The organism is Streptomyces sp. DSM 116793 (genome assembly GCF_057320905.1).
The window spans coordinates 7,593,049-7,614,733 of record NZ_CM170494.1 but is presented as its reverse complement, the minus strand read 5'-3'; the positions used below and the strand labels follow the sequence as shown (position 1 = coordinate 7,614,733).

Below are 21,685 nucleotides of genomic sequence, written 5' to 3'. Positions count from 1 at the left end.
GAGCACGGGCCAGCCGGTGAGTTCGCCGGCCGGTCCAAGGGTGAGGGGGATGCTTCTGCCCTGGTGGACAAAGCTGCGGCCAGGTCGTCTCGTCGTGCTGGTCACGCCCCCCAAGCCCCTGGGCAGGCCGGGGCGCAGCCCCGACTCGAAGGGGCGCGGGGAACTGCGCGAGCAACCCACCACCGGTTGGTGGTCCGGAGACGACAGATACCGCCCCTTCGGAACGGTGGCGCTCCGCCGGTCTCCTCCCGATGGGGACGATGGCACTCCGACGGTCTCGTCCCCATGGGGACGATGGCACTCCGACGGTCTCGTCGTGGCTGGTCGCGCAGTTCCCCGCGCCCCTTGAGGCGGGTGGCCGTCCGGCCACCCGCCGCCGGGCGTGCGGTGGTGCGGTCAGCCGCCGGGCTCCGCCGCCGCGGCGCCCGTGAGCGCGCCGGCGACCAGGTGCTCGGGCCGCACCGGCGTGTGCGTGAGCTCCAGTCCCGTCGCGGCGCGTACGGCGGCGAGGATGGCGGGCGTGGACGACAGCGTGGGCGCCTCGCCCGCGCCGCGCAGCCCGTACGGTGCGTGCGGGTCGGCGAGTTCGAGGATGTCGACGGGGATGGTCGGGGTGTCGAGGATGGTGGGGATGAGGTAGTCGGTGAACGAGGGGTTGCGGACCTGGGCGGTGACCGGATCGACCACGATCTCCTCCATCACCGCCATGCCGAGCCCCTGCACGCTGCCGCCCTGGATCTGGCCGGCGACGGCCAGGGGGTTCATCGCCTTGCCGACGTCCTGCGCGCACGCCAGCTCGACGACCTTCACGATGCCCAGCTCGGTGTCCACCTCGACGACGGCCCGGTGTGCCGCGAACGAGTACTGGACGTGCCCGTCGCCCTGCCCGGTGACCGGGTCGAAGGGCCGGGTCGGGCGGTGCCGCCACTCCAGTTCCGTCTCGACCGCGTCGTCGCCGAGCACGTCCACGAGGTCCGCCAGCGCCTCGCCGCCGCCGGTGACGACCTTGCCGCCCTCCAGCAGCAGTTCCGCGGTGGCCCATGCCCGGTGGTACGTGCCGAACTTGCGGCGGCCCATCCGCAGCACCTCCTCGCGCACCTTCCGGCAGGCACTCCGGACGGCTCCGCCGGTGACATACGTCTGGCGGGACGCGGAGGTGGAGCCCGCCGAGCCCACGCGGGTGTCGGCGGGCTGGATCGTCACCCGGGAGACGCCCAGCTCGGTGCGGGCGATCTGGGCGTGCACGGTGATCCCGCCCTGCCCGACCTCCGCCATCGCGGTGTGCACGGTGGCGACCGCCTCACCACCGATGACCTCCATGCGCACCCGGGCGGTGGAGTAGTCGTCGAAGCCCTCCGAGTAGCCGACGTTCTTCATGCCGACGGCATAGCCGACACCGCGCACCACGGCTTCCCCGTGGGTGGTGTTGGACAGACCGCCGGGCAGCTGGCGGACGTCGGCGCCCTCGGTGGTCTCCCACTGCCGCTCGGGCGGCATCGGCAGCGCCTTCACACGGCGCAGCAGCTCGGCGACCGGCGCGGGCGAGTCGACGCGCTGCCCGGTGGGCATCAGGGAGCCCTGCTCCATGGCGTTGCGCTGCCGGAACTCCACCGGGTCCAGGCCCAGTTCGGCGGCGAGCCGGTCCATCTGGGCCTCGTAGGCGAAGCAGACCTGGACGGCGCCGAAGCCGCGCATGGCGCCGCACGGCGGGTTGTTGGTGTAGAGAGCGAGTGCCTCGATGTCGACGTTGTCGATCACATAGGGCCCGGCGGCGAGCGAGGAGGCGTTCCCGACGACGGCCGGGGACGCGGAGGCGTAGGCGCCGCCGTCCAGCACGACCCTGCACCTCATGTGGGTGAGCTTGCCGTCCCGGGTGGCCCCGTGCTCGAAGTGCAGCCTGGCGGGGTGGCGGTGGACATGCCCGAAGAAGGACTCGAAGCGGTTGTAGACGATCTTGACGGGCTTGCCGGTGCGCAGCGCCAGCAGGCAGGCGTGGATCTGCATGGACAGGTCCTCGCGGCCGCCGAAGGCACCGCCGACGCCGGCCAGCGTCATCCGCACCTTCTCCTCGGGCAGCCCGAGCACCGGGGCGATCTGCCGCAGGTCGGAGTGGAGCCACTGGGTGGCGACGTACAGGTCGACGCCGCCGTCCTCGGCGGGCACCGCGAGCCCGGACTCGGGCCCGAGGAAGGCCTGGTCCTGCATGCCGAAGGTGTACTCGCCGGTGACGACGACGTCGGCGCGCCGCGCGGCCGCCGCGACGTCGCCGCGCACGATCGGCTGGCGGTGCACGATGTTGGGGTGCGGGGCGATGGGGGTCCCCTCTTGGCCGGAGCCGGTCGGAGGCCCTTGGGGGGCGTCCGTGCGGCCGGGGTGGAGGACGGGGGCGTCGGGCGCCAGCGCGGAGGCCTCGTCGGTGACCACCGGCAGCTCGCGGTACTCGACCTTGATCTTCTCGGCGGCGCGCCGCGCGGTCTCCGGGTGGTCGGCGGCCAACAGCGCCACCGGCTCGCCGTGGTGGCGGACCCGGTCGTGTGCGAGGACCGGGGTGTCCTGGATCTCCAGGCCGTAGTGGCGTACGGCGGTGGGCAGGTCGTCGTGGGTCATGACCGCGTACACGCCCGCCTGTGCGAGGGCCTCCGACGTGTCGATCGAGACGATCTCCGCATGGGCGACCGGTGAGCGCAGGATGTGGCCCCAGATCATGTCCTCGTGCCACATGTCGGAGGAGTACGCGAACTCCCCGGTCACCTTGAGGACGCCGTCCGGACGGAGCGTGGACTCCCCGATGCCGCCCTTGGCGCGGGCACCCTGGGTGAGGCCGGCGGGCGCGCCGGAGGCGGCCTTGGGAGTGCGCGACGGGGACGGGCGCCGGGCGCGCACACCGGTCGCGGGCGTGCGGGACGCCGAGGCCCGGGGCGCGGGCGCGGCGGGTCCCGGCGTGCGGGGCGCGAGGGTGGCAGCGCCCGGTGACCTGGGCGCGGGCGTATCCGGCGCGGGCGTGGCTGCGTCCGGCGCGCAGGGCACAGGCACGAGAGACGCCGGCCTGGCAGCAGCATGCGCGCAAGGCGCGGGCACGGGGGACTCAGGGACGGCAACGTCCGGCGCGCAGGGTGCGGGCGAGGCGGACGCGGGCGTCGCTGCGTCCGGCCCACAGGGCACACGCACGGGAGACACCGGCCTGGCAGCAGCATGCGCGCGGGATGCGGGCGTGCGGGGCGTGGTCATCGCCTGGCCTCCTCCGCCTGCCGGGCGGCCGCGAGGCGCACCGCGTCCATGATCTTCTCGTAGCCGGTGCAGCGGCAGAGGTTGCCGGCGAGGGCTTCCCGGATGTCCGCGTCGGACGGGCTGGGGTTCCGCTCCAGCATCTCGTCGGCGGCGACCAGCAGGCCGGGCGTGCAGAAGCCGCACTGCACGGCGCCCGCGTCGACGAACGCCTGCTGGACGGGCGACAGCCCGCCCCGGTCGGCCTCACCGCCGGCCGCGCGGCCCGCGGCCCCGGCCCGCTCGGCGCGCTGCCTGGCGTGCTCGGCCAGCCCCTCGACCGTGAGGACCTCGCGGCCCTCGGCCTGTCCCGCGGCGACCAGGCAGGCGCAGACCGGCACCCCGTCGAGGCGGACCGTGCAGGAGCCGCACTCACCCTGCTCGCAGGCGTTCTTGGCGCCCGGCAGCCCCATCCGCTCGCGCAGCACGTACAGCAGGCTCTCGCCCTCCCAGACGTCGTCGGCCTCGTGCCTGCGGCCGTTGACGGTGAAGTGCACACGCATCACGCGGCACCTCCCTTCCAGTACGTTCCGGTGGTGGAGGCGCGGTAGGCCTCCCAGGCCCAGGTCAGGGTGCGGCGGGCCATGACGCCGACGGCGTGCCTGCGGTAGTCGGCGGTGCCGCGGACATCGTCGATGGGCCGGCAGGCCGCGGCGCACAGTCCGGCGAACTTCTTCGCGAGCGCCGGCGGGACGGCCGCGCCGCGGTCCCACAGCCGCTCCTCCGCAAGGGCCGCGGCCAGGAACTCCTCGGCCGTCCTCGCCCGGATCGGCGTGGGGGCGGCGGAGCCGACGCCGGTGCGCACGGTCCGCTCCGCGGGGTGCAGGGCGAGGGCGAACGCGCAGACGGCGATCACCATGGCGTTGCGCGTGCCCACCTTGGAGAACTGCTGGGGCCCGCCGGCCTTCCTGATGTGCACGGCCCTGATCAGCTCGTCCGGGGCCAGCGCGTTGCGCTTGACGCCGGTGTAGAAGTCGTCGATCGGGATCAGCCGGGAACCGCGCACCGACTCGGCCTCCACCTCGGCGCCCGCGGCGAGCAACGCGGGGTGGGCGTCGCCCGCGGGCGAGGCGGTGCCCAGGTTGCCGCCGACCCCGCCGCGGTTGCGGATCTGCGGGGAGGCGACGGTGCGCGAGGCGAGGGCGAGGCCGGGCAGCCAGGTCCCGAGGTTCTCCATGATCTTCGTGTACGGCACGGCGGCGCCGAGCCGGACCGTGGGCCCATGGGTGTCCCAGGTGCAGAGTTCCCCGATGCGGCCGAGGTCCAGGAGTTGCTCCGGCCGCCGGTGGCCGAAGTTGATCTCCACCATCACGTCCGTGCCGCCGGAGAGGGGCACGGCCGCCGGGTACTCCGCCTTGGCGGCGAGGGCGTCGGCCCAGCGGGCGGGGCGAAGGAAGTCCATGCGGGGCTCTCTTCCTCGTCGGGTGGCCGGCGCGCGCCTCCGGTGCCGGCGCGCTTGGGCGGGTGGCCGCCGCGGGAGCGGGTGGCCGCCGCGGGTGGGTGACCGGCACGCGCGGGGTGACCGGCATCGGCGGGGTGGGTGGGTGGCCGGCACGGGGCGGGCGGGGCGGCGTCGAACGGGTGCACCGGTGCAGCCTCCATGCCAGTACAGCGCGCCGGGTCCGGCCCCGGTCAGTCACCGAAACTCTGAAGGAGTCGGCTGGCCAGAGGGCCGATCTTGTAGATTCATATGAATGGCGGGGCGAGGGCGGCCCGGCCACCCCCACAAGAGATCGGCGGCGACGGTATGCGGCTGCGCGCACTGCTGGACACCGATGTGCTGGGCCTCAGGCTGCTCGGCGGCGAGGACGAGCTGGACCGTGTGGTGCGCGGCGTGATGACCACCGACCTGCGGGACCCGAGCCGGTACCTCTCGGGCGGGGAGCTGGTCCTCACCGGTCTGGCCTGGCGGCACGCGCCGGAGGACTCGGAGCGGTTCGTCGCACTGCTCGCCGCGGCCCAGGTGGCGGGGCTCGCCGCGGGCGAGGCCGAGCTGGGCGACATCCCGGAGGACCTGGTGCGGGCGTGCGCCCGGCACCGCCTGCCGCTCTTCGCCGTGCACGAGTCGGTCGCGTTCGCCACGATCACCGAGCACATCGTCCGCCAGGTCTCCTCGGAGCGCGCCGGCGACCTGGCGGCCGTGGTGGACCGGCACCGCCGGCTGATGACGCCGGGGCCCGCGGGCGGCGGCCCGGACGCCGTGCTCGACCTGCTCGGCTCCGACCTGGACCTGCGGGCCTGGGTGCTCTCCCCGACGGGGCGGCCGGTGGCGGGCTCCCGGCTGCCGGGGCCCCCGCTGCCCGCCCAGGTGCCGGGGAGGCTGGCCGCGGCCTACCTGGCGGCCGCCCGCGCCGGGCGCCCGGGCCCCTACCGGGTGACGGAGGGGGCCACCACGTACTCCCTGTTCGCCGTCCGCGGCTCGGGGCCGCACCCGCCGGGCCCGGGCGGCGCGGAGGCGGGCGACGACCCCCGCGCGGCGGTGCTGTCGGACTGGCTGCTCGCGGTCGAGGCCGACGCCGGGGACTGGCCTGCGGGGCGGCTCGACCTGCTGCGCGGTGTCACCCAGCTGATCGCGGTCGAACGCGACCGGCGCGACGCGGCCCGCACGGTGCGGCGCAGGCTCGCCCAGGAGATCGTGGAGCTGGTGCAGGGGGGCGCGGCCGCGGCGGAGGTCGCGGCACGGCTGAGGGTGGCCGCGCCGGTGCTGCTGCCGGGGTTCGGCACCGCGCCGCACTGGCAGCTCGTGGTGGCCCGCGTCGAGTGGGACCCGCCCGCCGCGGCGCCCGGCGCGCCCGGGCCGCTGCGGACGGGTCCGGTCGCCCGGGCGCTGCTGGAGGAGATCCTCGTCGACCCGCGCGCGGCCGGCACCGAGCCGTCCGACCGGATCGCCGTGGCGCACACCGGGGACGAGGCGGTGGCGCTGGTGCCGCTGCCCGCGGTGGGCTCCGCCGGGGCCCCGGAGCTGCGTGCGGAGGCGCTGCTGGCGGCGGTGCGCGAGCCGCTGTCCGCGGGGCTGGACGGGGACGGACGGCTCACGCTGGGGGTGAGCGCCGCGGTGGAGTCCGCCGAGGGGCTGCACGGCGCTCTGGAGGAGGCCCGGCACGCCCGCCGGGTGGCCGCCGCGCGCACCGGCCGGGTCTGCGCCGCGGGCCACCAGGAGCTGGCGTCGCACGTCCTGCTGCTGCCGTTCGTACCGGACGACGTGCGGCGCGCGTTCACGGCGCGGCTGCTGGATCCGCTCCGCGAGTACGACCGGCGGCACCGTGCCGAGCTGATTCCCACGCTGGAGGCGTTCCTCGACAGCGACGGGTCCTGGACGCGGTGTGCCGCGCGGCTGCACCTGCATGTCAACACGCTGCGGTACCGGATCGGACGCATCGAGCAGTTGACAGGCCGCGACCTGGCCCGGCTCGAGGACAAGCTGGACTTCTTCCTGGCGCTGCGCATGGGGTAGGGGCCCCTGCCGCGGGTGGTAGTTGCGACCGAAACCGCCGCTTCCGTGCGTCCCCACTGCCTGGAGGACGGGGGAGGCACCCCAGACCTGACGGCCTCGCGGCGGATTGGCGCCCCCGCCGGGTGCCTTGGCCGCTCCCGCACTGCCTTGGCCGCTTGCCTTGGCCGCTCCCCCACTGCCTCAAGGGGGTTGGGGTGCCCCGGAGGTACCCCGGTCCTCGTCGCCCCTGATGGCGCGCCCCCGGAGGGGTGACTTTGTGAAATCATTCACTCACGCCCTCTTGGCCGGGCCTGCCCTTCCGTGCTGAGATGCGGCCACGACTCAACATCACAATGGCGTGCTAGGGGAGGGAACGTGGCGCGTACCGCCATGTCTGGTACCGGAACGACCGCAGGAAACGATCCACTCCAGACCGCGGTATGGCGGCTGCGCTCACGCGCCTGCTGGGCCGACGCCGCCGCCCTCCTCGAAGAGCGCGCCGCGGCGGAGCCGGCCGCCGCCCTCCAGCGCGTCGGCCTGCTCGTCGAGCGCTGCCTGTACACCGAGCAGGGCTGGGCCGAGGCCGAGGACGCGCTGCGCACGGCGGAGGCGCTCGCCCAGGACGACGAGGAGCGGGGCGCCGCCGCGTGCGAGCGCGGCAACCTCGCCTACGCGGCCACCCTGCTGAAGGTGCGCGACCGCGCGGACGAGGCGCGGGCCGCGCTGGGGCGCGCCGCCGCGCTGATCCCCCCGGGCGCGCCGGGACGGGCCCTGCTGGACTTCAGACGCGGACTGATCGCGGAGAACCTCGCCGGCTCCCCGCAGGCCGCGCGCGCCGCCTACCGCAGGGCGCACGCGGGCGCCACGGCCCACGACGACCGACTGCTGCTCTCCTTCACCTGGCGGCACCTGGCCGGCCTCGCCCTGCGCGACGGCGAGCTGACCGAGGCCAGGCACGGCTTCGCCGAGTCGCTGCGGATCCGCGAGGAGCTGGGTTACCTCGTCGGTACGGCGCCCGCGCTGGCGTCGCTCGCGGACGCGGAGGTCGAACCCGAGGCGGGCCGGCTGCGCGCCGAGGCCGCGCGGCTCGTCCGCCTGCTGGGCGGCGTACCCAGCTGGCTGGTCGGGCAACTGGCGCCGTCGGCGGCCTGACCCCGCATACGTCCGCGCCCCGGCAGGGGCCGCGCCCATGGCCGCCGGACCGGCCGCCGCGGGGCGCCGCGCACCTGCAGGGCGCGCCCCTCAGCCGGCCGAGGCGCCGAAGTGGCCCCGTACCAGGGACTCGACCGTGGGCAGGTCGTGGGCGGTGAGGGCGTCGAGGAGCGCGGTGTGCTCCGCAGCCGCGGCCAGCAGCCTGGCGCGGCGCCGGGTGGGCGGCCCGCCCGGCGGGGGCCACTGCGCGCGCCGGTGCAGTTCGTCCGCAGTGCGCACCAGCTCCTGATTGCCGGACAGGGCCAGCACACCCCGGTGGAAGGCCCGGTCCGAGTCCGCGTAGGCCACCAGGTCCCCGGCGGACGCGGCGGCCGTGGTCGCCTCGGCGAGCGGCCGCAGCTGCGCCCAGCGCACCGCGGGCACGGTGGCCGCGAGGCGCAGTACCACGGGCACCTCGATCAGCGTCCTGACCTCGGCCAGCTCGGCCAGCGCACGCTCACTGCGGCGCACCACGCGGAAGCCTCTGTTGGGTACCACCTCGACGGCGCCCTCCCCCGCGAGCTGCTGCATCGCCTCGCGGACCGGCGTCGCCGACACCCCGAAGTGGTCGGCGAGCGCCGGCGCCGAGTAGACCTCGCCGGGCTCCAGGTCGCCGTCCACCAGGGCGGTGCGCAGCGCGTCGAGGACCTGCCCCCGCACCGAGCACCGCTGCACCTGCGCCCGCTCCCCACCCGGCGCCGGCGGCTCACCGGCGGCCGGCGGGACGGCCGGGGCGCCGCGGTCCGGGGAGGCGTCCGCCGCCTCCCCGCCGCGCGCAGCGTGACCGGCGCCCGCGGGCGCGGCGGGGACCGGCCGGGCGCGCGGCACCACGGGACCGGCGCTCCGCGTGCGGGGCTGCTCCACTGCTGCGCTCCTTCCGACCGTGCTCCCGGTCGTGCGCACCTTTGCGCGACTTGTACCGCGGCGGGCGAGGTGCCCGGGCACGTCAGCACGATAGGGCGCCGGGGCCCCGGTGGAAACCTCGATCAACTCAGGTAAGGTAAGGCTTACCTGCAAACGATCGAGGTTCGGTGGTCCCCGCATGTCCGCTCCCGCCGTGATCGCCCGCTCCGCGCTCCCCCGCACCGCGCGGCCGTCCACCGCGTCCGCGACCCCCGCCTCCCCCGTGGCGGACGCCTACGCGCGGCTGACCGCGGCCTTCCCGGGCCTGCGCGTGACCGAGCTCACTCCCGGCGAGCCCGTCCCCGCGGACGGCGGCTGGACCACGGCGGCGGACCTCGCGGCGGGCGGCGCGGCGTTCGACGCCTTCCTCGCCCGGGACGACGCACAGGTGCTGCGGGACCACGGCCGCCGGGCCCGCCCCGACGTGGTCGCCACGTTCGCGCTGCACCGCTACGCCTGGCCCGCCTGCCTGCTGTTCACGGTCCCGTGGTTCGTGCACCGCCGGGTGCCGCGGCTGACGGTGGCGGACGTCTCGTTCCAGCGCTCCCAGGGCCGCATGGCGGTGCGCACCGGCGGCTTCGCCTGCCTGCCGGGCGACCCGGCGGCCGCGCTGCCCGCCGCACGCGTGGCGGCCGGCGAGGAGGAGCTGCGCGCAGAGCTGCGCGCCGCCGTGGCGGAGCACCTGACGCCACTGCTCCAGGCCTTCGGACCGCGGATGCGCCGCCGCGGTCGGGCACTGTGGGGCATGGCGACCGACGAGATCGTCGAGGGCCTCTGGTACGTCGGGCACCTGCTCGGCGAGGAGCGGCGCGCGATGCGCGAGCTGGCACAGCTGCTGCCGGGGGCCACCGCGCCGTACGCCGGGGCCGCCGCGTTCCGCGAACTGACCGGCCCGGACGGGCGGGCCCTGCCGACCCGGGACCGGGCGAGCTGCTGCCTCTACTACACGCTGCGCCCCCAGGACACCTGCGTGACCTGCCCCCGCACCTGCGACGCGGAGCGCATCGCACGCCTGGACGCCGGCGCAGACACCGGCACCGGCACCGACGGCTGACCGTCCCCGCGACCGGCCGCGGGCGCACGGACGACGGCCCCACGGCCGACCGCCCCGGCGACCGGTCGCGGTGCGCCCGGCAACCGACCGCACACCCGAGGCAGAACCGAGGGGGCCGGTCCGAAGGCGAGTCGGGCATCAGCTATTCTTCGATTCCCTTGCGGGAGGCTCCCGTTCGCACGTGTCGAACGCAACTGGCATGATCCAGACGGGAGTTCGAGAGGAATGCCTCCGCGTGCCCGGCCCGGGCACCTCCTTGGCGTCCTCTTGCCCCGAAACCCCCGGCATCCCACCGGAATTGAGCCACTATGGCGCCCGAAACGCCCGAACCCGATGCAAGGGATCCCAGATGAGACTGACCGACATATCGATGGACTGGTTGCTCGCCAGCGCCGTGCTGATCCTGGGCATGGGCGTGGCGGTCGCGGTGCTCGCCCACCAGCGGCGCACCAAGGAGACCAGCTCCGCCGATGACTCGTGGGAGCGCAGCGAGGAGCGCAGGCGCCGCAAGGAAGCGCTGATGGGTACCGCGTCGTACCTGCTGCTGTTCTGCTGTGCGGCGGTGGCCGCCGCGCTCTCCTTCCACGGTCTGGTGGGTTTCGGGCAGCAGAACCTGGGGCTGTCCGGCGGCTGGGAGTACCTGGTGCCGTTCGGGCTCGACGGCGCGGCGATGTTCTGCTCGGTGCTCGCGGTACGGGAGGCCAGCCACGGTGACGCGGCCCTGGGCTCGCGGCTGCTGGTGTGGACGTTCGCGGGTGCCGCCGCCTGGTTCAACTGGGTGCACGCGCCGCGCGGCATCGACCACGCGGGTGCGCCGCAGTTCTTCGCCGGGATGTCCCTGTCCGCCGCCGTGCTCTTCGACCGTGCGCTGAAGCAGACCCGCAGGGCCGCGCTGCGCGAGCAGGGTCTGGTGCCCAGGCCGCTGCCGCAGATCCGTATCGTCCGCTGGCTGCGTGCGCCTCGTGAGACGTACGGCGCCTGGTCCCTGATGCTGCTGGAGGGCGTCCGCAGCCTGGACGAGGCCGTGGACGAGGTGCGCGAGGACCGCAGGCAGAAGGAGCAGAACCGACAGCGCCGGCGGGAGCAGGAGAAGCGGGAGCGGGCCCGTCTGAAGGCGCTCAGCCGCAGCCACCGGCGGTGGCCGAGCCGGGGTGGCCGGCAGGTGGACATCCAGGCCGGGCCCGCGGCCACGGCGCCCGCGCTGCCCTCGGCGGAGAGCACCGCGGAGCGGGACGCGCAGTCGGCGCGCCCCGAAGCGCTTCCGATGCGGAGCCGCCCGTCTCTGACGCCCGTGCGGGGCAGCAACGACGCGATCACCGTGGACCTCACCGCGGAGGACGACACGCAGACGCTGCCGCGGTTGGATTCGCTGGAGCGGAAGCTCAAGGATCTGGAGCAGCAGTTCGGCTGACCCGCACCCCTTGGAGGGGCGCGGGGAACCGCGCGAGCAACCACCTACCGGCCGGTGGTCCGACAACGGCAGAGACCGCCCCCTTCGGACGGTGACGGCGCTTGCCTCTCGTCGTGGCTGGTCGCGCGGTTCCTCGCGCCCCTGAGGCGGGCCGGGGCCGACCACACGTACGGGCGCACCCCTTCAGGGCGCGCCCGCGTCCAGTTCGAACCAGACCACCTTGCCGCCGCCCTGGGCCCGTACCCCCCACGCGTTCGCCAGGGACTGGACGAGGAGCAGGCCTCTGCCGTTCGTGCCCTCCTCGGCGCCCGGCGTTCTCGGCTTCGGGATGCGGTCCACGAAGTCCCTGACCTCCACACGCAGCACGTGCGGCCCGACCGTGGCCGTCAGCACGGCCTCGTCGTCGGTGTGGACCAGGGCGTTGGTGATCAGCTCCGTGGCGAGCAACTCCGCCGTGTCGGACCTTCCCGGCTTCCCCCAGTGCTCCAGCAGTGCCCGCAGCGCATGACGCGTCTCCGGGACCGCTTGGACATCCGCGCGGCCGAGCCTGCGCCTGAGCCGGGTCCGCTCGGTGTCCCGTGCCTGCCTTGCCATGTCCCCCGTCCACACGTTGCTACCGGTCCTTCCCCCTGGGTCCCCCTCGAACAGGTACACGAGATGCATGCCCCACTCGATGTGCCGCACTCCTGTCCTTTCATGGGACACCCACGGCGTCACCAGAGCGTCATGATCGGGTCATGAAAGGTCATGGTCGCGTACCAACCCGGGACGGCCCGGTAACACGGCCGCAAGGGCGGCTCCGGACGGTCCGGAAACACCTGTCCGGACCGCCCGGGACGGTCATCGAAGCGCCGTGTTTTCCGGCCTCGACCGTTCGGCTGCCTGAAAGAAATCTGCGGCCGGGCCGGGACTCCGGCATATTTTCGGCGCCCGGCCGGAGCCGCGGCGCATCCTCACAAGCCCGGCGTCACGGCCGCGGCACATTCCGCAGATTCGAGCGGGCCATCTGGACCATCCTGCCGACCCCGCCGTCCAGCACCATCTTCGACGCCGACAGGGCGAATCCGGTGACCATGTCGGCGCTGATCCGCGGCGGAATGGAGAGCGCATTCGGGTCGGTGACGACGTCCACGAGGGCGGGACCGTCGTGCGCGAAGGCCTCCTTGAGTGCCCCGGCGAGCTGTTTCGGCTTCTCCACCCGCACACCGTACGCACCGCAGGCCCGGGCCACCGCGGCGAAGTCCGGGTTCTGGTTGGTCGTGCCGTGCGCGGGCAGGCCCGCAACCAGCATTTCCAGTTCGACCATGCCCAGCGAGGAATTGTTGAACAGCACGATCTTCACCGGCAGCCCGTACTGGACCAGCGTCAGGAAGTCGCCCATCAGCATCGAGAAACCGCCGTCGCCCGACATCGCCACCACCTGGCGGTTCCGGTCCGTGAACTGGGCGCCGATGGCCTGGGGCAGCGCGTTGGCCATCGAACCGTGCGAAAAAGAGCCGATGATACGGCGCCGGCCGTTGGGCGTGATGTAGCGGGCCGCCCAGACATTGCACATGCCGGTGTCCACGGTGAAGACGGCGTCGTCCGCGGCGAGTTCGTCCAGCACGGACGCCACGTACTCGGGGTGAATGGGGACGTGCCGGTCCACCTTGCGCGTGTACGCCTTCACCACGCCTTCCAGCGCGTCCGCGTGTTTCTTCAGCATCTTGTCGAGGAACCTGCGGTCCGTCTTCGGCGAGACCTTCGGAATGAGGCAGCGCAGCGTCTCGCGGACGTCGCCCCAGACGGCCAGGTCCAGCTTCGTCCGCCGGCCGAGGTGCTCCGGGCGCACGTCCACCTGGGCGATCCGGACGTCGTCGGGCAGGAACGCGTTGTACGGGAAGTCGGTGCCCAGCAGGATCAGCAGATCGCATTCATGGGTGGCCTCGTAGGCGGCGCCATAGCCGAGCAGGCCGCTCATTCCGACGTCGAAGGGGTTGTCGTACTGGATGAACTCCTTGCCGCGCAGTGCGTGCCCCACCGGCGACTTGACCTTCTCGGCGAACTCCATCACCTCGGCGTGCGCGCCGGCCGTACCGCTGCCGCAGAACAGCGTGACCCGGTCGGCCTCGTCGATCATGGCGGCCAGCTTCTCGATCTCCTCGTCGCCGGGGCGCGCGGTGGGGCGCGAGGTGACGAGGGCGTGCTCGGCGGCCCGCTCGGGCGCCGGCTCCGCGGCGATGTCACCGGGCAGTGAGACCACGCTCACGCCGGACTGGCCGACCGCGTGCTGGATGGCCGTCTGCAGCAGCCGCGGCATCTGGCGGCGGTTGGAGATCAGCTCGCTGTAGTGGCTGCACTCACGGAAGAGCTGGTCCGGGTGGGTCTCCTGGAAGTAGTTGAGGCCGATCTCGCTGGAGGGGATGTGCGACGCCAGCGCGAGGACCGGTGCCATCGAGCGGTGCGCGTCGTACAGGCCGTTGATCAGGTGGAGGTTGCCCGGGCCGCAGGAACCGGCGCAGGCCGCCAGACGGCCGGTGATCTGGGCCTCGGCGCCCGCGGCGAAAGCGGCCGTCTCCTCGTGCCTGACATGGATCCACTCGATGCCGGAGTGCCGCCGGACCGCGTCCACGACGGGGTTGAGGCTGTCGCCGACCACCCCGTACAGGCGTTGGACTCCGGCGCGTACGAGGGTGTCGACGAACTGCTCCGCGACGTTCTGCTTGGCCATGGCGAGGCACTCCTCGGTGGTTCCGTGGTGTCACCCGGACGGGTGACACCGACTGAGGTCCATGATTGGCATATTCACGGGATTCATGCCTCCCACACGGCCGCGGCCGTCCGGTCGTCGGCATAGCCCTTCACCCGCACCTGGGCGTCCGCGAGGAAGTCCGTCAGGCCGGGCGGCCCGCCCTGGGCCCAGCGCCCGGTGAGGTACGCCGCCAGCGCCGGCTCGCCGCGCAGCGGCTCGGCGAGGCCCGCACTGCACATCAGCAGGACGTCGCCGGGCGCGGCGACGGCGGCGTGGAACCGGAAGGGCGGGCGCACCGGCTCCGCCGCGGACTGCTCGTACGGGTCGTACGGCCCCGGGGGCGTGGGAACGCCGAGCGTCATGGTGTGCCGGTCGCCGCCGTCCTGCCCGGCGCGCACCGCTCCCGCCGTAGGCGCCGGGCCCTGCCCCGCCGCCGTCGGGTCCTGCCCCGCCCCGGGGGCCGCGCCCGGCGGTCGGGGGTCGCGGGGGAGCCGTGGGTCGCGGGGGCGGCGCGGGTCGGGCGCGGAGTGCGGGTCGTGCGGGGAGTGCGGGTCCTGTGGACGGTCGGGGTCCGCGTCCGGGGCCTGCGAGGCGTACAGGTCGTACGCCTGACGCGGGACCTGCGGTGCGTGCGGGGAATGCGGCGAACGCGGGTCGTGCGGGCCCTGGGGGTCATGCAGGCCCTGCGGGTCATGCAGGCCCTGCGGGTCATGCAGGCCCTGCGGGTCATGCAGGCCCTGCGGGTCATGCAGGCCCTGCGGGTCGTGCGGGCCCTGTGGTGGGGGCGGCTCGATGTCCTGCCATGCGCCGCCGCGGATGCGGAAGAGCCCGCCGGGTCCGACCCCGAAGAAGACGCGGGTCCGGCAGTGCGGGTCCGCCGGCAGCAGCAGGCAGCGCAGTGTCGCCGTGTACTCCTCGGGTGCGAGGCCGAGTTCCTCGGCACGGGTGCGGAGCCTGCCCAGGCACCGGTCGGTCAGCCGGTGCAGGCCGGCCTTGAGGGCGCCGCGCCGCCCGGCGCCCATGTCCTCCGCGAGGCTGGCGTGGTGCCGCCCGACGGACCTGCCGATCTCCTGGCAGGCCTCGGCGGCGGCCCGGTGCGCGGCCGCGCCGGCCCTGACGCCGGTGGCCATCGCGACCAGCACCAGCGCCTGCCTGCCGGTGCCGAAGCGGGCGGTGAGCAGGAAGTCGCGGCGCGGCTCGCCCCGGTACCGCGCGGAGTCGCCGCGCACCGATGCCGCACGCAGTGTGCAGGAGCCGTACCGGGCGCCGTCCAGCACGGTGTCCGGGGCCAGGTCCGCCAGGTCCTCGGGGTCCGCGCCCGGCAGTGCGGTGGGCTCGGCGTCGTAGGTGGGCGGCCTGTCGCCCACGTGCCGCACCGGGCGCGGCACACGCATACCCCTGCCCGCAGGGCCGCCAGCCGGCTCCGCTCCCGGCCGGGGGCTGCCGGAGGTGCCGGGGGTCGGCCCCGGGCGCTCCGGTTGCCCGGTGTCCCGGCCCCGTCGTCCGGGTTCCACGGGCGACCGGCCGGCGGCGGGCGCCGGTGCGCCCCACGGAGTGGCGGCGGGGCCGGGCGGACTCGAAGGTGCGGAGCCGGAGCCGGGTGGCTCGTGCCGGCCCGCAGCGGGGGCGGGGGGCTCGGGTGGGCCGGGCGGTCCGGCGGTGGGTGTCGGGGACGGCCAGGGGTTCCCGGCGGGGTCCGGCGACCCCCATGGGTCCGCGGTGGCGGGCTGCCCGAGATCGGAGCCGGGCGGGCGGTGCGGGGAGGACGCGGACGGCCGAGGAGTGGTGGGCGCCGGGGGCGGCGGTGCGGAGCCCGCGGAGGGCGGCGGTGTCCGCTCCCCGGACCGGCCCCCGGCCGCCCGAGAAGTCGGTTTCACGGCGTCGCCGGACGGCGCGGGGGCCTCGTCGCCGGTACGTCCGGACGCGGGAGAAGCCCGGCCCACCGAGCCGCCCGGGGCGGCAGGCGGCTCCTCCACCGGACGTCCCGGCACGGGAGGAACCTGACCCACCGGGCCACCCGGGCCCGCAGGAGCCTCGTCCCCGCGACGCCCGGGCGCAGGACTCGCCGCGCCCCCCGAACCTCCCGGCACCGCAGGCGGCTCCTCCACCGGACGTCCCGGCGCGCGAGAAGCCCGACCCACCGGGCCACCCGGCGCCGCGGGCGGCCGGCCCGTGGGGCCCTCCGCGGTCGGGCGGAACCGGTCCACGGGCTCCCGGGCGGGCGCGGGCCCCGGGGCCGGGGCCCGCCGCGGACGCGGACGCGGGGGTTCCCAGGGCTTGGCGGGCGGCTCCCAGAGGGTGTCCGCGGGATCCGCGATGTCCGGCAGGGAGGTGCCGTCCTCAGCGGGCAGGGTCGGAGGCGGTGGCAGGGAGACGTCCGCGGTGGCGGCGGACGTACGGGGGTCGTAGGCCGGCGGCTCGTACTCGGGAGGCTCGAACGGCGGCGGTTCGTAGGCCGGGGGCTCGAACGGGGGTGGTTCGAACGGCACCGCGGGGTCGTCGACGAGGCCGAGGGCGGGATCGTCGGTCAGGGACGAGGGGCCGGTGGGCGGCGCCTGCACGGAGGGCGGCTCGGGCACCTGCGGGGGACCCGGAACCTGCGGCGGCTCGGGAACCCGCGGGGCCCCGGGCACCTGCGGGGCGTCGGGAACCGGCCGGGACACCGGGGTCTGCCGGTCAGGCGGCCCCTGCGCGGGCACCGGGGCCTGCGACTCGCCCGGGGTGTGCGGTCCCTCCTGGCCGGTGCCGGGCTCGTGACCCGCGTGAGCGGGCCCGCCATGAGGCGGTCGGTCATGGCGCGACCCGTCCTCGGGTGGCCCGTCCTCGGGTGGCCCGTCCTCGGAGGATCCGTCCTGGGGCCGGGAGCCCGGGAACCGCTCCGTCACCGCGGTGAAGGCGGAGGCGAAGCGGTCGTCGAGGGTGTCACCGGCCCGGGTGGGCCCGGTGTCCTCGGCGTCGTCGTCGTACAGCTCTCCCCACCAGTCGTGCTTGCGGCCCGGACGCCTCTCCCCCTGCTGACTCATGACCTTAATTGTCCACCGCACGGACGGCCGGAAAACTGAAGCGGAGGGAAAAACCGCGGCGTGGCGCGCGAGCGCGCCGGGACAAGACCGCCGGGCGACCCCACCCCCCACGGGAGAGCCGCCCGGCGGCCGCCGGTGTGACCTGGGTCCGCCGTCTGCCGCGTACGACGGCCCGGATCACGGTCTGGGCGGCGGCGTCACCGTGTGCGGCCGTGCACATCCGCCGGTTTCCACCGTATGAGTGAGCCGGCCAGCCCGAGCTTCCTGTCCACAACCATTGTCGTCGAGGCGACCTGCGCGCGTCCACGCGATGCACGCCCCGGGGACGGCATCGTGCGCCATTCCGAGACCTTTCTCGATTGTTTTCCGCCGTGCGCGCGGCGAAACGGAACCCGCCGGTACGGTACGACGTCGGCCCCCGCCGGATCCGGGCGCCCGCGCACACGAGGCGCACGGGCGTACCAGCGCACGGGCTGCCGGGACGGTGCCGGGACGACGGGTGGCGGGCTGCCGGGACAGGCGGGCCCGGTTGCCCGGACGGGTGGCCCTGGTTGCTCGGACGGACGGCCCGCATCGCCGGGACGGTGGTCCGGTCTGCGGGGCGGCGCCGCCTCCTGCACTCTGGGCAGATGGGAGTCTGGGAGCTCCTGCTGGTCGGCGTCGTGATGCTGCTCGGCCTCGGCGGCGTGCTGGCACCCGGCGTGCCGGGGGCGTGGCTGGTGTGGGCGGCGGTGCTGTGGTGGGCGCTCCAGGACCAGCGGACCCTCGCGTGGCTGGTGCTCGCGGGCGCCACCGTCGTCCTGCTCGTGGCGCAGGTGGTGCGCCTGCAGCTTCCGCCACGGCGGCGCAGACAGGGCGTGGTCACCCACCGGCTCGCGGTGCGCGCCGGTGCCGGTGCGCTCGTCGGGTTCTGCGTCCTTCCCGTGATCGGTGCGATTCCCGGCTTCGTCGCCGGCATCTACCTGGCCGAACGGATCCGCCTCGGCAGGCACGGCGAGGCGGTGACCGCGACCAGGACGGCGCTGCGCTCCGGCGGCTGGAGCGTCCTCACCGAACTCTTCGCCTGCCTGCTGATCATGGGGGCGTGGCTGGCGGCGGTCGCGGCGTGAGCGGTTCGGACCGACGACGCGGGACACACCCCCGGCGGTGAGCGGCGACCGCGTGCGGTGTCACGCGGGCCGGGGCGGCAGGGCCTGCTCCAGCGCGAGGAGGTGGCGCTTGCGGTCGAGGCCGCCCGCGTACCCGGTGAGCGAGCCGTCAGCGCCGATCACCCGGTGGCACGGCCGCACGATCAGCAGCGGGTTGGCCCCCACCGCCCCGCCCACCGCGCGCAGCGCCGCCCGCGGGGCGCCGATCCGGTCCGCGAGCGCGCCGTACGTGGTGGTCGTCCCGTACGGCACGGAGTCCAGCGCGGCCCACACCTTCTCCCGGAAGGCGGTTCCCGTGCCGTGCAGCGGCAGCCGGAACTCCGTCAGCTCCCCCGCGAAGTACGCGGCCAGCTGCTCCCGGGCCGCCCGGAACGGCTCCGTCGCGGGCCGCCAGAGCGCCCCGGCCGCCGCCGCGTCCGGCCTCGGCCGCCCGCGCACGGTCTGCCCCGGCACGGAGAGCGAGGTCAGGGCGCCCGAGTCGGCGGCGGTCAGCAGCAGCTCGCCGAGGGGGCTGGGAACGGTGGTGTAGCAGGTCGTCTCGGTCACCTCAGTCCTCCCGGTCGCCTTCGTCCTCCCGGTCCGCTCGGTCCTCCCGGTCGCCTTGGTCTTCTCGGTCGTGCCGGTCCTCTCGGTCGTGTCGGTCGTGTCAGCTGTCTCGGCCTTCTCGGCCTTCTCGGCCTGCTCGGCCTGCTCGGCCGCGATCATCTCGATCATCTCGGTCATGGGGACTCACGTTCCGTTCGAGCCGGGTTCAGGAGAGTACGGGCGGCGCCGGGTATGCGGGCCTGCGCTTCCGGCGGTGCCGGCCGCCCGGAGGTGCCGACGGGCGTAGGAGCGCCAGGGCCGCCAGCTCTCCGGGGCGGTGCCGGCCGGGGGGCCGACGTCGGGCTCGCCCAGCGCGCGGGTGCGGATCTCGGCGATGGTGCGGGCGCCGATGCCGGGCAGGGTGCGCAGCACCCGCCGGGCCGCGGCGCGGTCGGCGCCCGCGTCGAGCCGCAGCGTGCCGTCGGCGAGGGCGGTGGTGAGGGCCGCCAGCGGTCCCGCGGGCTCCACCGCGGCGAGTGTGGCGGACTCGGGGAAGACATGGGTGAGGGTGCCGTCCTGCGCGTCCAGCGCCTTGCCGTGGTGGCGCACGAGGCGTTCGGCCCCGGTGGGGCCAACCAGGGCGCGCACGGCCATCTCCTCCGGGTCCGCGGCGCCCGGGGAACGCAGGCCCGGGCGGGCCGCGACGAGCGGGGCGAGGTCCGGGTCGGCGGCGAGCCGCTCGTCGACGGCGTACGGGTCCGCGTCCAGGTCGAGCAGCCGGCGCAGGCGCTGCACGGCGGTGGTGAGGTCGCGCAGGTCGGTGAGGTGCAGCCGGGCGTCGAGCCAGCCGCCGGCGGCCGCGGCCGGCCGCTCGTCGACGGCGGCGATCCCCGTGCCGTGCGGCAGCCGCAGCGTGCGGCGGTAGGTACGGGCGCCGGGGGCGCCGGTGACCTCCTCCACACCCCGGACGGCCTCCTCGGCGAGCAGGTCGAAGACGGGGCCGGCCTGGTAGGGGCCGCGGTGGGCGAGGCGGAGGGGGATGCCGGGCGGGACGGCGGTGGCGGGGGTGCCCGCCGGTGCCGTGGGTGTGGGCCAGACCGCGGCCCTGCGGGTCCGGGCGGACCTGCGCAGCTGGGTCGGGGTGAGGCCGTGGATGGCACGGATGGTGTCGTTGAACTGGCGCACGCTCGCGAACCCGGCCGCGAAGGCGATCTCCGTGACCGGCAGGTCGGTGGTGGCGAGCAGTACCCGGGCGGTGTGGGCGCGCTGGGCGCGGGCGAGCGCGACGGGTCCCGCGCCGAGTTCGGCGGTCAGCTGGCGCTGCACCTGCCGGGCGCTGTAGCCGAGGCGTGCCGCGAGGCCCGCGACGCCCTCGCGGTCCACCACGCCGTCGCTGATCATGCGCATGGCCCGGCCGACGACGTCGGCGCGCACGTTCCACTCGGCGGAGCCGGGGACGGTGTCCGGGCGGCACCGGCGGCAGGCGCGGAAGCCGGAGCCCTGGGCGGCGGCCGCGGTGGGGTAGAAGCGGACGTTCCGGCGCTTCGGGGTGACGGCGGGGCAGCTCGGCCGGCAGTAGATGCCGGTTGTCTCGACGGCGAAGAAGAACTGCCCGTCGAACCGGGCGTCCCTGCTGCGCACCGCCTCGTACCTGGTGTCTTCGTCGGTCACGCTCCCATTCTCCGGGACGGAGGGGACCGTCGGCTGGCGGGAATCGGACACGGGGGTCCGCGCCCCTGATGGCGCGAAGCGCCGAACAAGGGGCGCGGGGAACGGCGCGCCCAGCCCCCACCGGCCGGCTGTCGAAAACGAGACCGCCAGGGGCCGGGTCCGCCGAGCCGGCGCGGTCTCACCGCAGGCGGCCCCGCTTGGCCTCGCCCGCCGCGCGCCCCTGCGCCCCGCGCAGCTTCCACTGGCGGCGCAGTTCCGCACGCACCCGCGCGTCGGTCTTCGCCACGATCCGCTCGTTCTCGCGCAGCAGCTTCCGGTACGAGTCGAGACGGCGGTGTGCCAGTGAACCGTCCGCGACGGCGGCCAGCACCGCACAGCCCGGCTCGGCGAGGTGCGCGCAGTCGTGGAAGCGGCAGGACTCCGCGAGCTCCTCGATCTCGGAGAAGACCTGGCCCACGCCGGTGCCCGCGTCCCACAGTCCGACGCCGCGCAGCCCGGGCGTGTCGATGAGGACACCGCCGCCGGGCAGTGCCAGCAGGTTGCGGGTCGTGGTGGTGTGCCGGCCCTTGCCGTCCGCGTCGCGGACCGCCGCCACCTCCATCGCGTCCGTGCCGAGCAGCGCGTTCGCGAGCGTCGACTTTCCGGCGCCGGACTGCCCGAGCAGCACACTGGTGCCACCGGCGACCACCGCGGCGAGCACGTCCACCGCCTCGCCGGTGGCCGCGCTGACGGGCAGCACCTGCACGCCGGGCGCCGACATCTCGACGTCCTGGACCAGGTGCGCCCGGGTGGCCGGCTCTGCCACCAGGTCCGCCTTGGTGAGCACCAGCACCGGCTGCGCCCCCGACTCCCAGGCGAGCGCGGTGAACCGCTCGATGCGGCCGAGGTCGAGTCCGGCGGCGAGGGAGACCGCGATGAGGGCGTGGTCGACGTTGGCCGCGAGGACCTGCGCCTCGGACCGCTTGGAGGAGGTGGAGCGCAGGAACGCGGTGCGGCGCGGCAGGTACGCGCGGACGAACCGCGGGTCGCCGTCCGGGTCGACGGCGGCCCAGTCGCCGGTGCAGATCACCCGCACCGGGTCGGGCGGGGTGACGAAGGCGGTGTCGGCCCGGACGGTCCCGTCCGGGGTGAGCACATCGCACCGGCCGCGGTCGACCCGTACCACCCGGCCGGGCACCAGGCCCTCGGCGGCGTACGGGGCGAAGGCGTCGGCCCAGGCGTCGTCCCAGCCGTAGGGGGCGAGGGCGGCGCAGGGGTCGTTCACGGGGTGGTTCAAGGGAGGGACCCTTCGCGAAGGGTGGCCCCGGCGCCGCGCGCACGGGCGCGGCGGT

Annotated in this window: 15 protein-coding genes; 5 read left to right on the top strand and 10 right to left on the bottom strand. The window is 75.3% G+C overall.

The window, feature by feature from the left end; genetic code table 11:
- Nucleotides 1-396 precede the first annotated feature (396 nt).
- The 3 genes from ACSMXW_RS29875 to ACSMXW_RS29865 all read right to left on the bottom strand — a co-directional run bounded on the left by ACSMXW_RS29875 (nucleotide 397) and on the right by ACSMXW_RS29865 (nucleotide 4,666).
- Entirely contained in the window at nucleotides 397-2,883 is a 2,487-nt protein-coding gene (locus ACSMXW_RS29875; RefSeq protein ID WP_485800914.1) for a xanthine dehydrogenase family protein molybdopterin-binding subunit, read from the bottom strand.
- Between the two features lie 341 nt (nucleotides 2,884-3,224).
- Nucleotides 3,225-3,767: a (2Fe-2S)-binding protein gene (locus ACSMXW_RS29870; RefSeq protein ID WP_485808406.1), complete on the bottom strand. Its 543-nt coding sequence runs from the start codon at nucleotides 3,765-3,767 to the stop codon at nucleotides 3,225-3,227.
- Nucleotides 3,767-4,666 (bottom strand): FAD binding domain-containing protein, encoded by a 900-nt coding sequence (locus tag ACSMXW_RS29865; RefSeq protein WP_485800912.1) that lies wholly within the window; start codon nucleotides 4,664-4,666, stop codon nucleotides 3,767-3,769. The genes ACSMXW_RS29870 and ACSMXW_RS29865 overlap by 1 nt, the downstream gene beginning before the upstream one ends.
- Before the next feature lie 345 nt (nucleotides 4,667-5,011).
- On the opposite strand from ACSMXW_RS29865, the gene ACSMXW_RS29860 reads away from it, so the two are divergent.
- Nucleotides 5,012-6,718, top strand: a complete 1,707-nt coding sequence (locus ACSMXW_RS29860; RefSeq protein WP_485808404.1) for a PucR family transcriptional regulator ligand-binding domain-containing protein — start codon at nucleotides 5,012-5,014, stop codon at nucleotides 6,716-6,718.
- 354 nt (nucleotides 6,719-7,072) lie between these two features.
- Nucleotides 7,073-7,849, top strand: coding sequence for a hypothetical protein (locus ACSMXW_RS29855; RefSeq protein ID WP_485800910.1), 777 nt, complete (start codon nucleotides 7,073-7,075; stop codon nucleotides 7,847-7,849).
- 90 nt (nucleotides 7,850-7,939) lie between these two features.
- On the opposite strand, the gene ACSMXW_RS29850 is transcribed toward ACSMXW_RS29855, so the two are convergent.
- Entirely contained in the window at nucleotides 7,940-8,752 is an 813-nt protein-coding gene (locus tag ACSMXW_RS29850) for a GntR family transcriptional regulator (RefSeq protein ID WP_485800908.1), read from the bottom strand.
- A 178-nt stretch (nucleotides 8,753-8,930) separates the two neighbouring features.
- On the opposite strand from ACSMXW_RS29850, the gene ACSMXW_RS29845 reads away from it, so the two are divergent.
- Nucleotides 8,931-9,845: a (2Fe-2S)-binding protein gene (locus ACSMXW_RS29845; RefSeq protein ID WP_485800907.1), complete on the top strand. Its 915-nt coding sequence runs from the start codon at nucleotides 8,931-8,933 to the stop codon at nucleotides 9,843-9,845.
- 349 nt (nucleotides 9,846-10,194) lie between these two features.
- The gene (locus ACSMXW_RS29840; protein WP_485800906.1) at nucleotides 10,195-11,256 is read left to right on the top strand and encodes a DUF2637 domain-containing protein; all 1,062 of its coding nucleotides are present in this window, start codon (nucleotides 10,195-10,197) and stop codon (nucleotides 11,254-11,256) included.
- Nucleotides 11,257-11,439: 183 nt separating this feature from the next.
- Here the strand turns inward: ACSMXW_RS29840 and ACSMXW_RS29835 are convergent, their stop codons facing one another.
- From ACSMXW_RS29835 to ACSMXW_RS29825, 3 genes are all read right to left on the bottom strand, one after another.
- Nucleotides 11,440-11,850 (bottom strand): ATP-binding protein, encoded by a 411-nt coding sequence (locus ACSMXW_RS29835; protein WP_485800904.1) that lies wholly within the window; start codon nucleotides 11,848-11,850, stop codon nucleotides 11,440-11,442.
- Between the two features lie 373 nt (nucleotides 11,851-12,223).
- On the bottom strand, nucleotides 12,224-13,966 hold the full coding sequence (locus ACSMXW_RS29830) for a pyruvate dehydrogenase (protein ID WP_485800902.1): 1,743 nt from the start codon (nucleotides 13,964-13,966) through the stop codon (nucleotides 12,224-12,226).
- Nucleotides 13,967-14,049: 83 nt separating this feature from the next.
- The gene (locus ACSMXW_RS29825; RefSeq protein WP_485800900.1) at nucleotides 14,050-15,354 is read right to left on the bottom strand and encodes a protein phosphatase 2C domain-containing protein; all 1,305 of its coding nucleotides are present in this window, start codon (nucleotides 15,352-15,354) and stop codon (nucleotides 14,050-14,052) included.
- 2,285 nt (nucleotides 15,355-17,639) lie between these two features.
- On the opposite strand from ACSMXW_RS29825, the gene ACSMXW_RS29820 reads away from it, so the two are divergent.
- The gene (locus tag ACSMXW_RS29820) at nucleotides 17,640-18,119 is read left to right on the top strand and encodes a DUF456 domain-containing protein (protein ID WP_485800899.1); all 480 of its coding nucleotides are present in this window, start codon (nucleotides 17,640-17,642) and stop codon (nucleotides 18,117-18,119) included.
- A gap of 60 nt (nucleotides 18,120-18,179) precedes the next feature.
- On the opposite strand, the gene ACSMXW_RS29815 is transcribed toward ACSMXW_RS29820, so the two are convergent.
- The 3 genes from ACSMXW_RS29815 to rsgA form a co-directional block, all read right to left on the bottom strand.
- Nucleotides 18,180-18,704: a methylated-DNA--[protein]-cysteine S-methyltransferase gene (locus ACSMXW_RS29815; RefSeq protein ID WP_485808402.1), complete on the bottom strand. Its 525-nt coding sequence runs from the start codon at nucleotides 18,702-18,704 to the stop codon at nucleotides 18,180-18,182.
- A gap of 183 nt (nucleotides 18,705-18,887) precedes the next feature.
- Complete coding sequence (locus ACSMXW_RS29810; protein WP_485800897.1) at nucleotides 18,888-20,354, bottom strand: bifunctional transcriptional activator/DNA repair enzyme AdaA; 1,467 nt, start codon at nucleotides 20,352-20,354, stop codon at nucleotides 18,888-18,890.
- Between the two features lie 178 nt (nucleotides 20,355-20,532).
- Nucleotides 20,533-21,630, bottom strand: coding sequence for a ribosome small subunit-dependent GTPase A (rsgA, locus tag ACSMXW_RS29805; RefSeq protein ID WP_485800896.1), 1,098 nt, complete (start codon nucleotides 21,628-21,630; stop codon nucleotides 20,533-20,535).
- Between the last annotated feature and the right edge of the window lie 55 nt (nucleotides 21,631-21,685).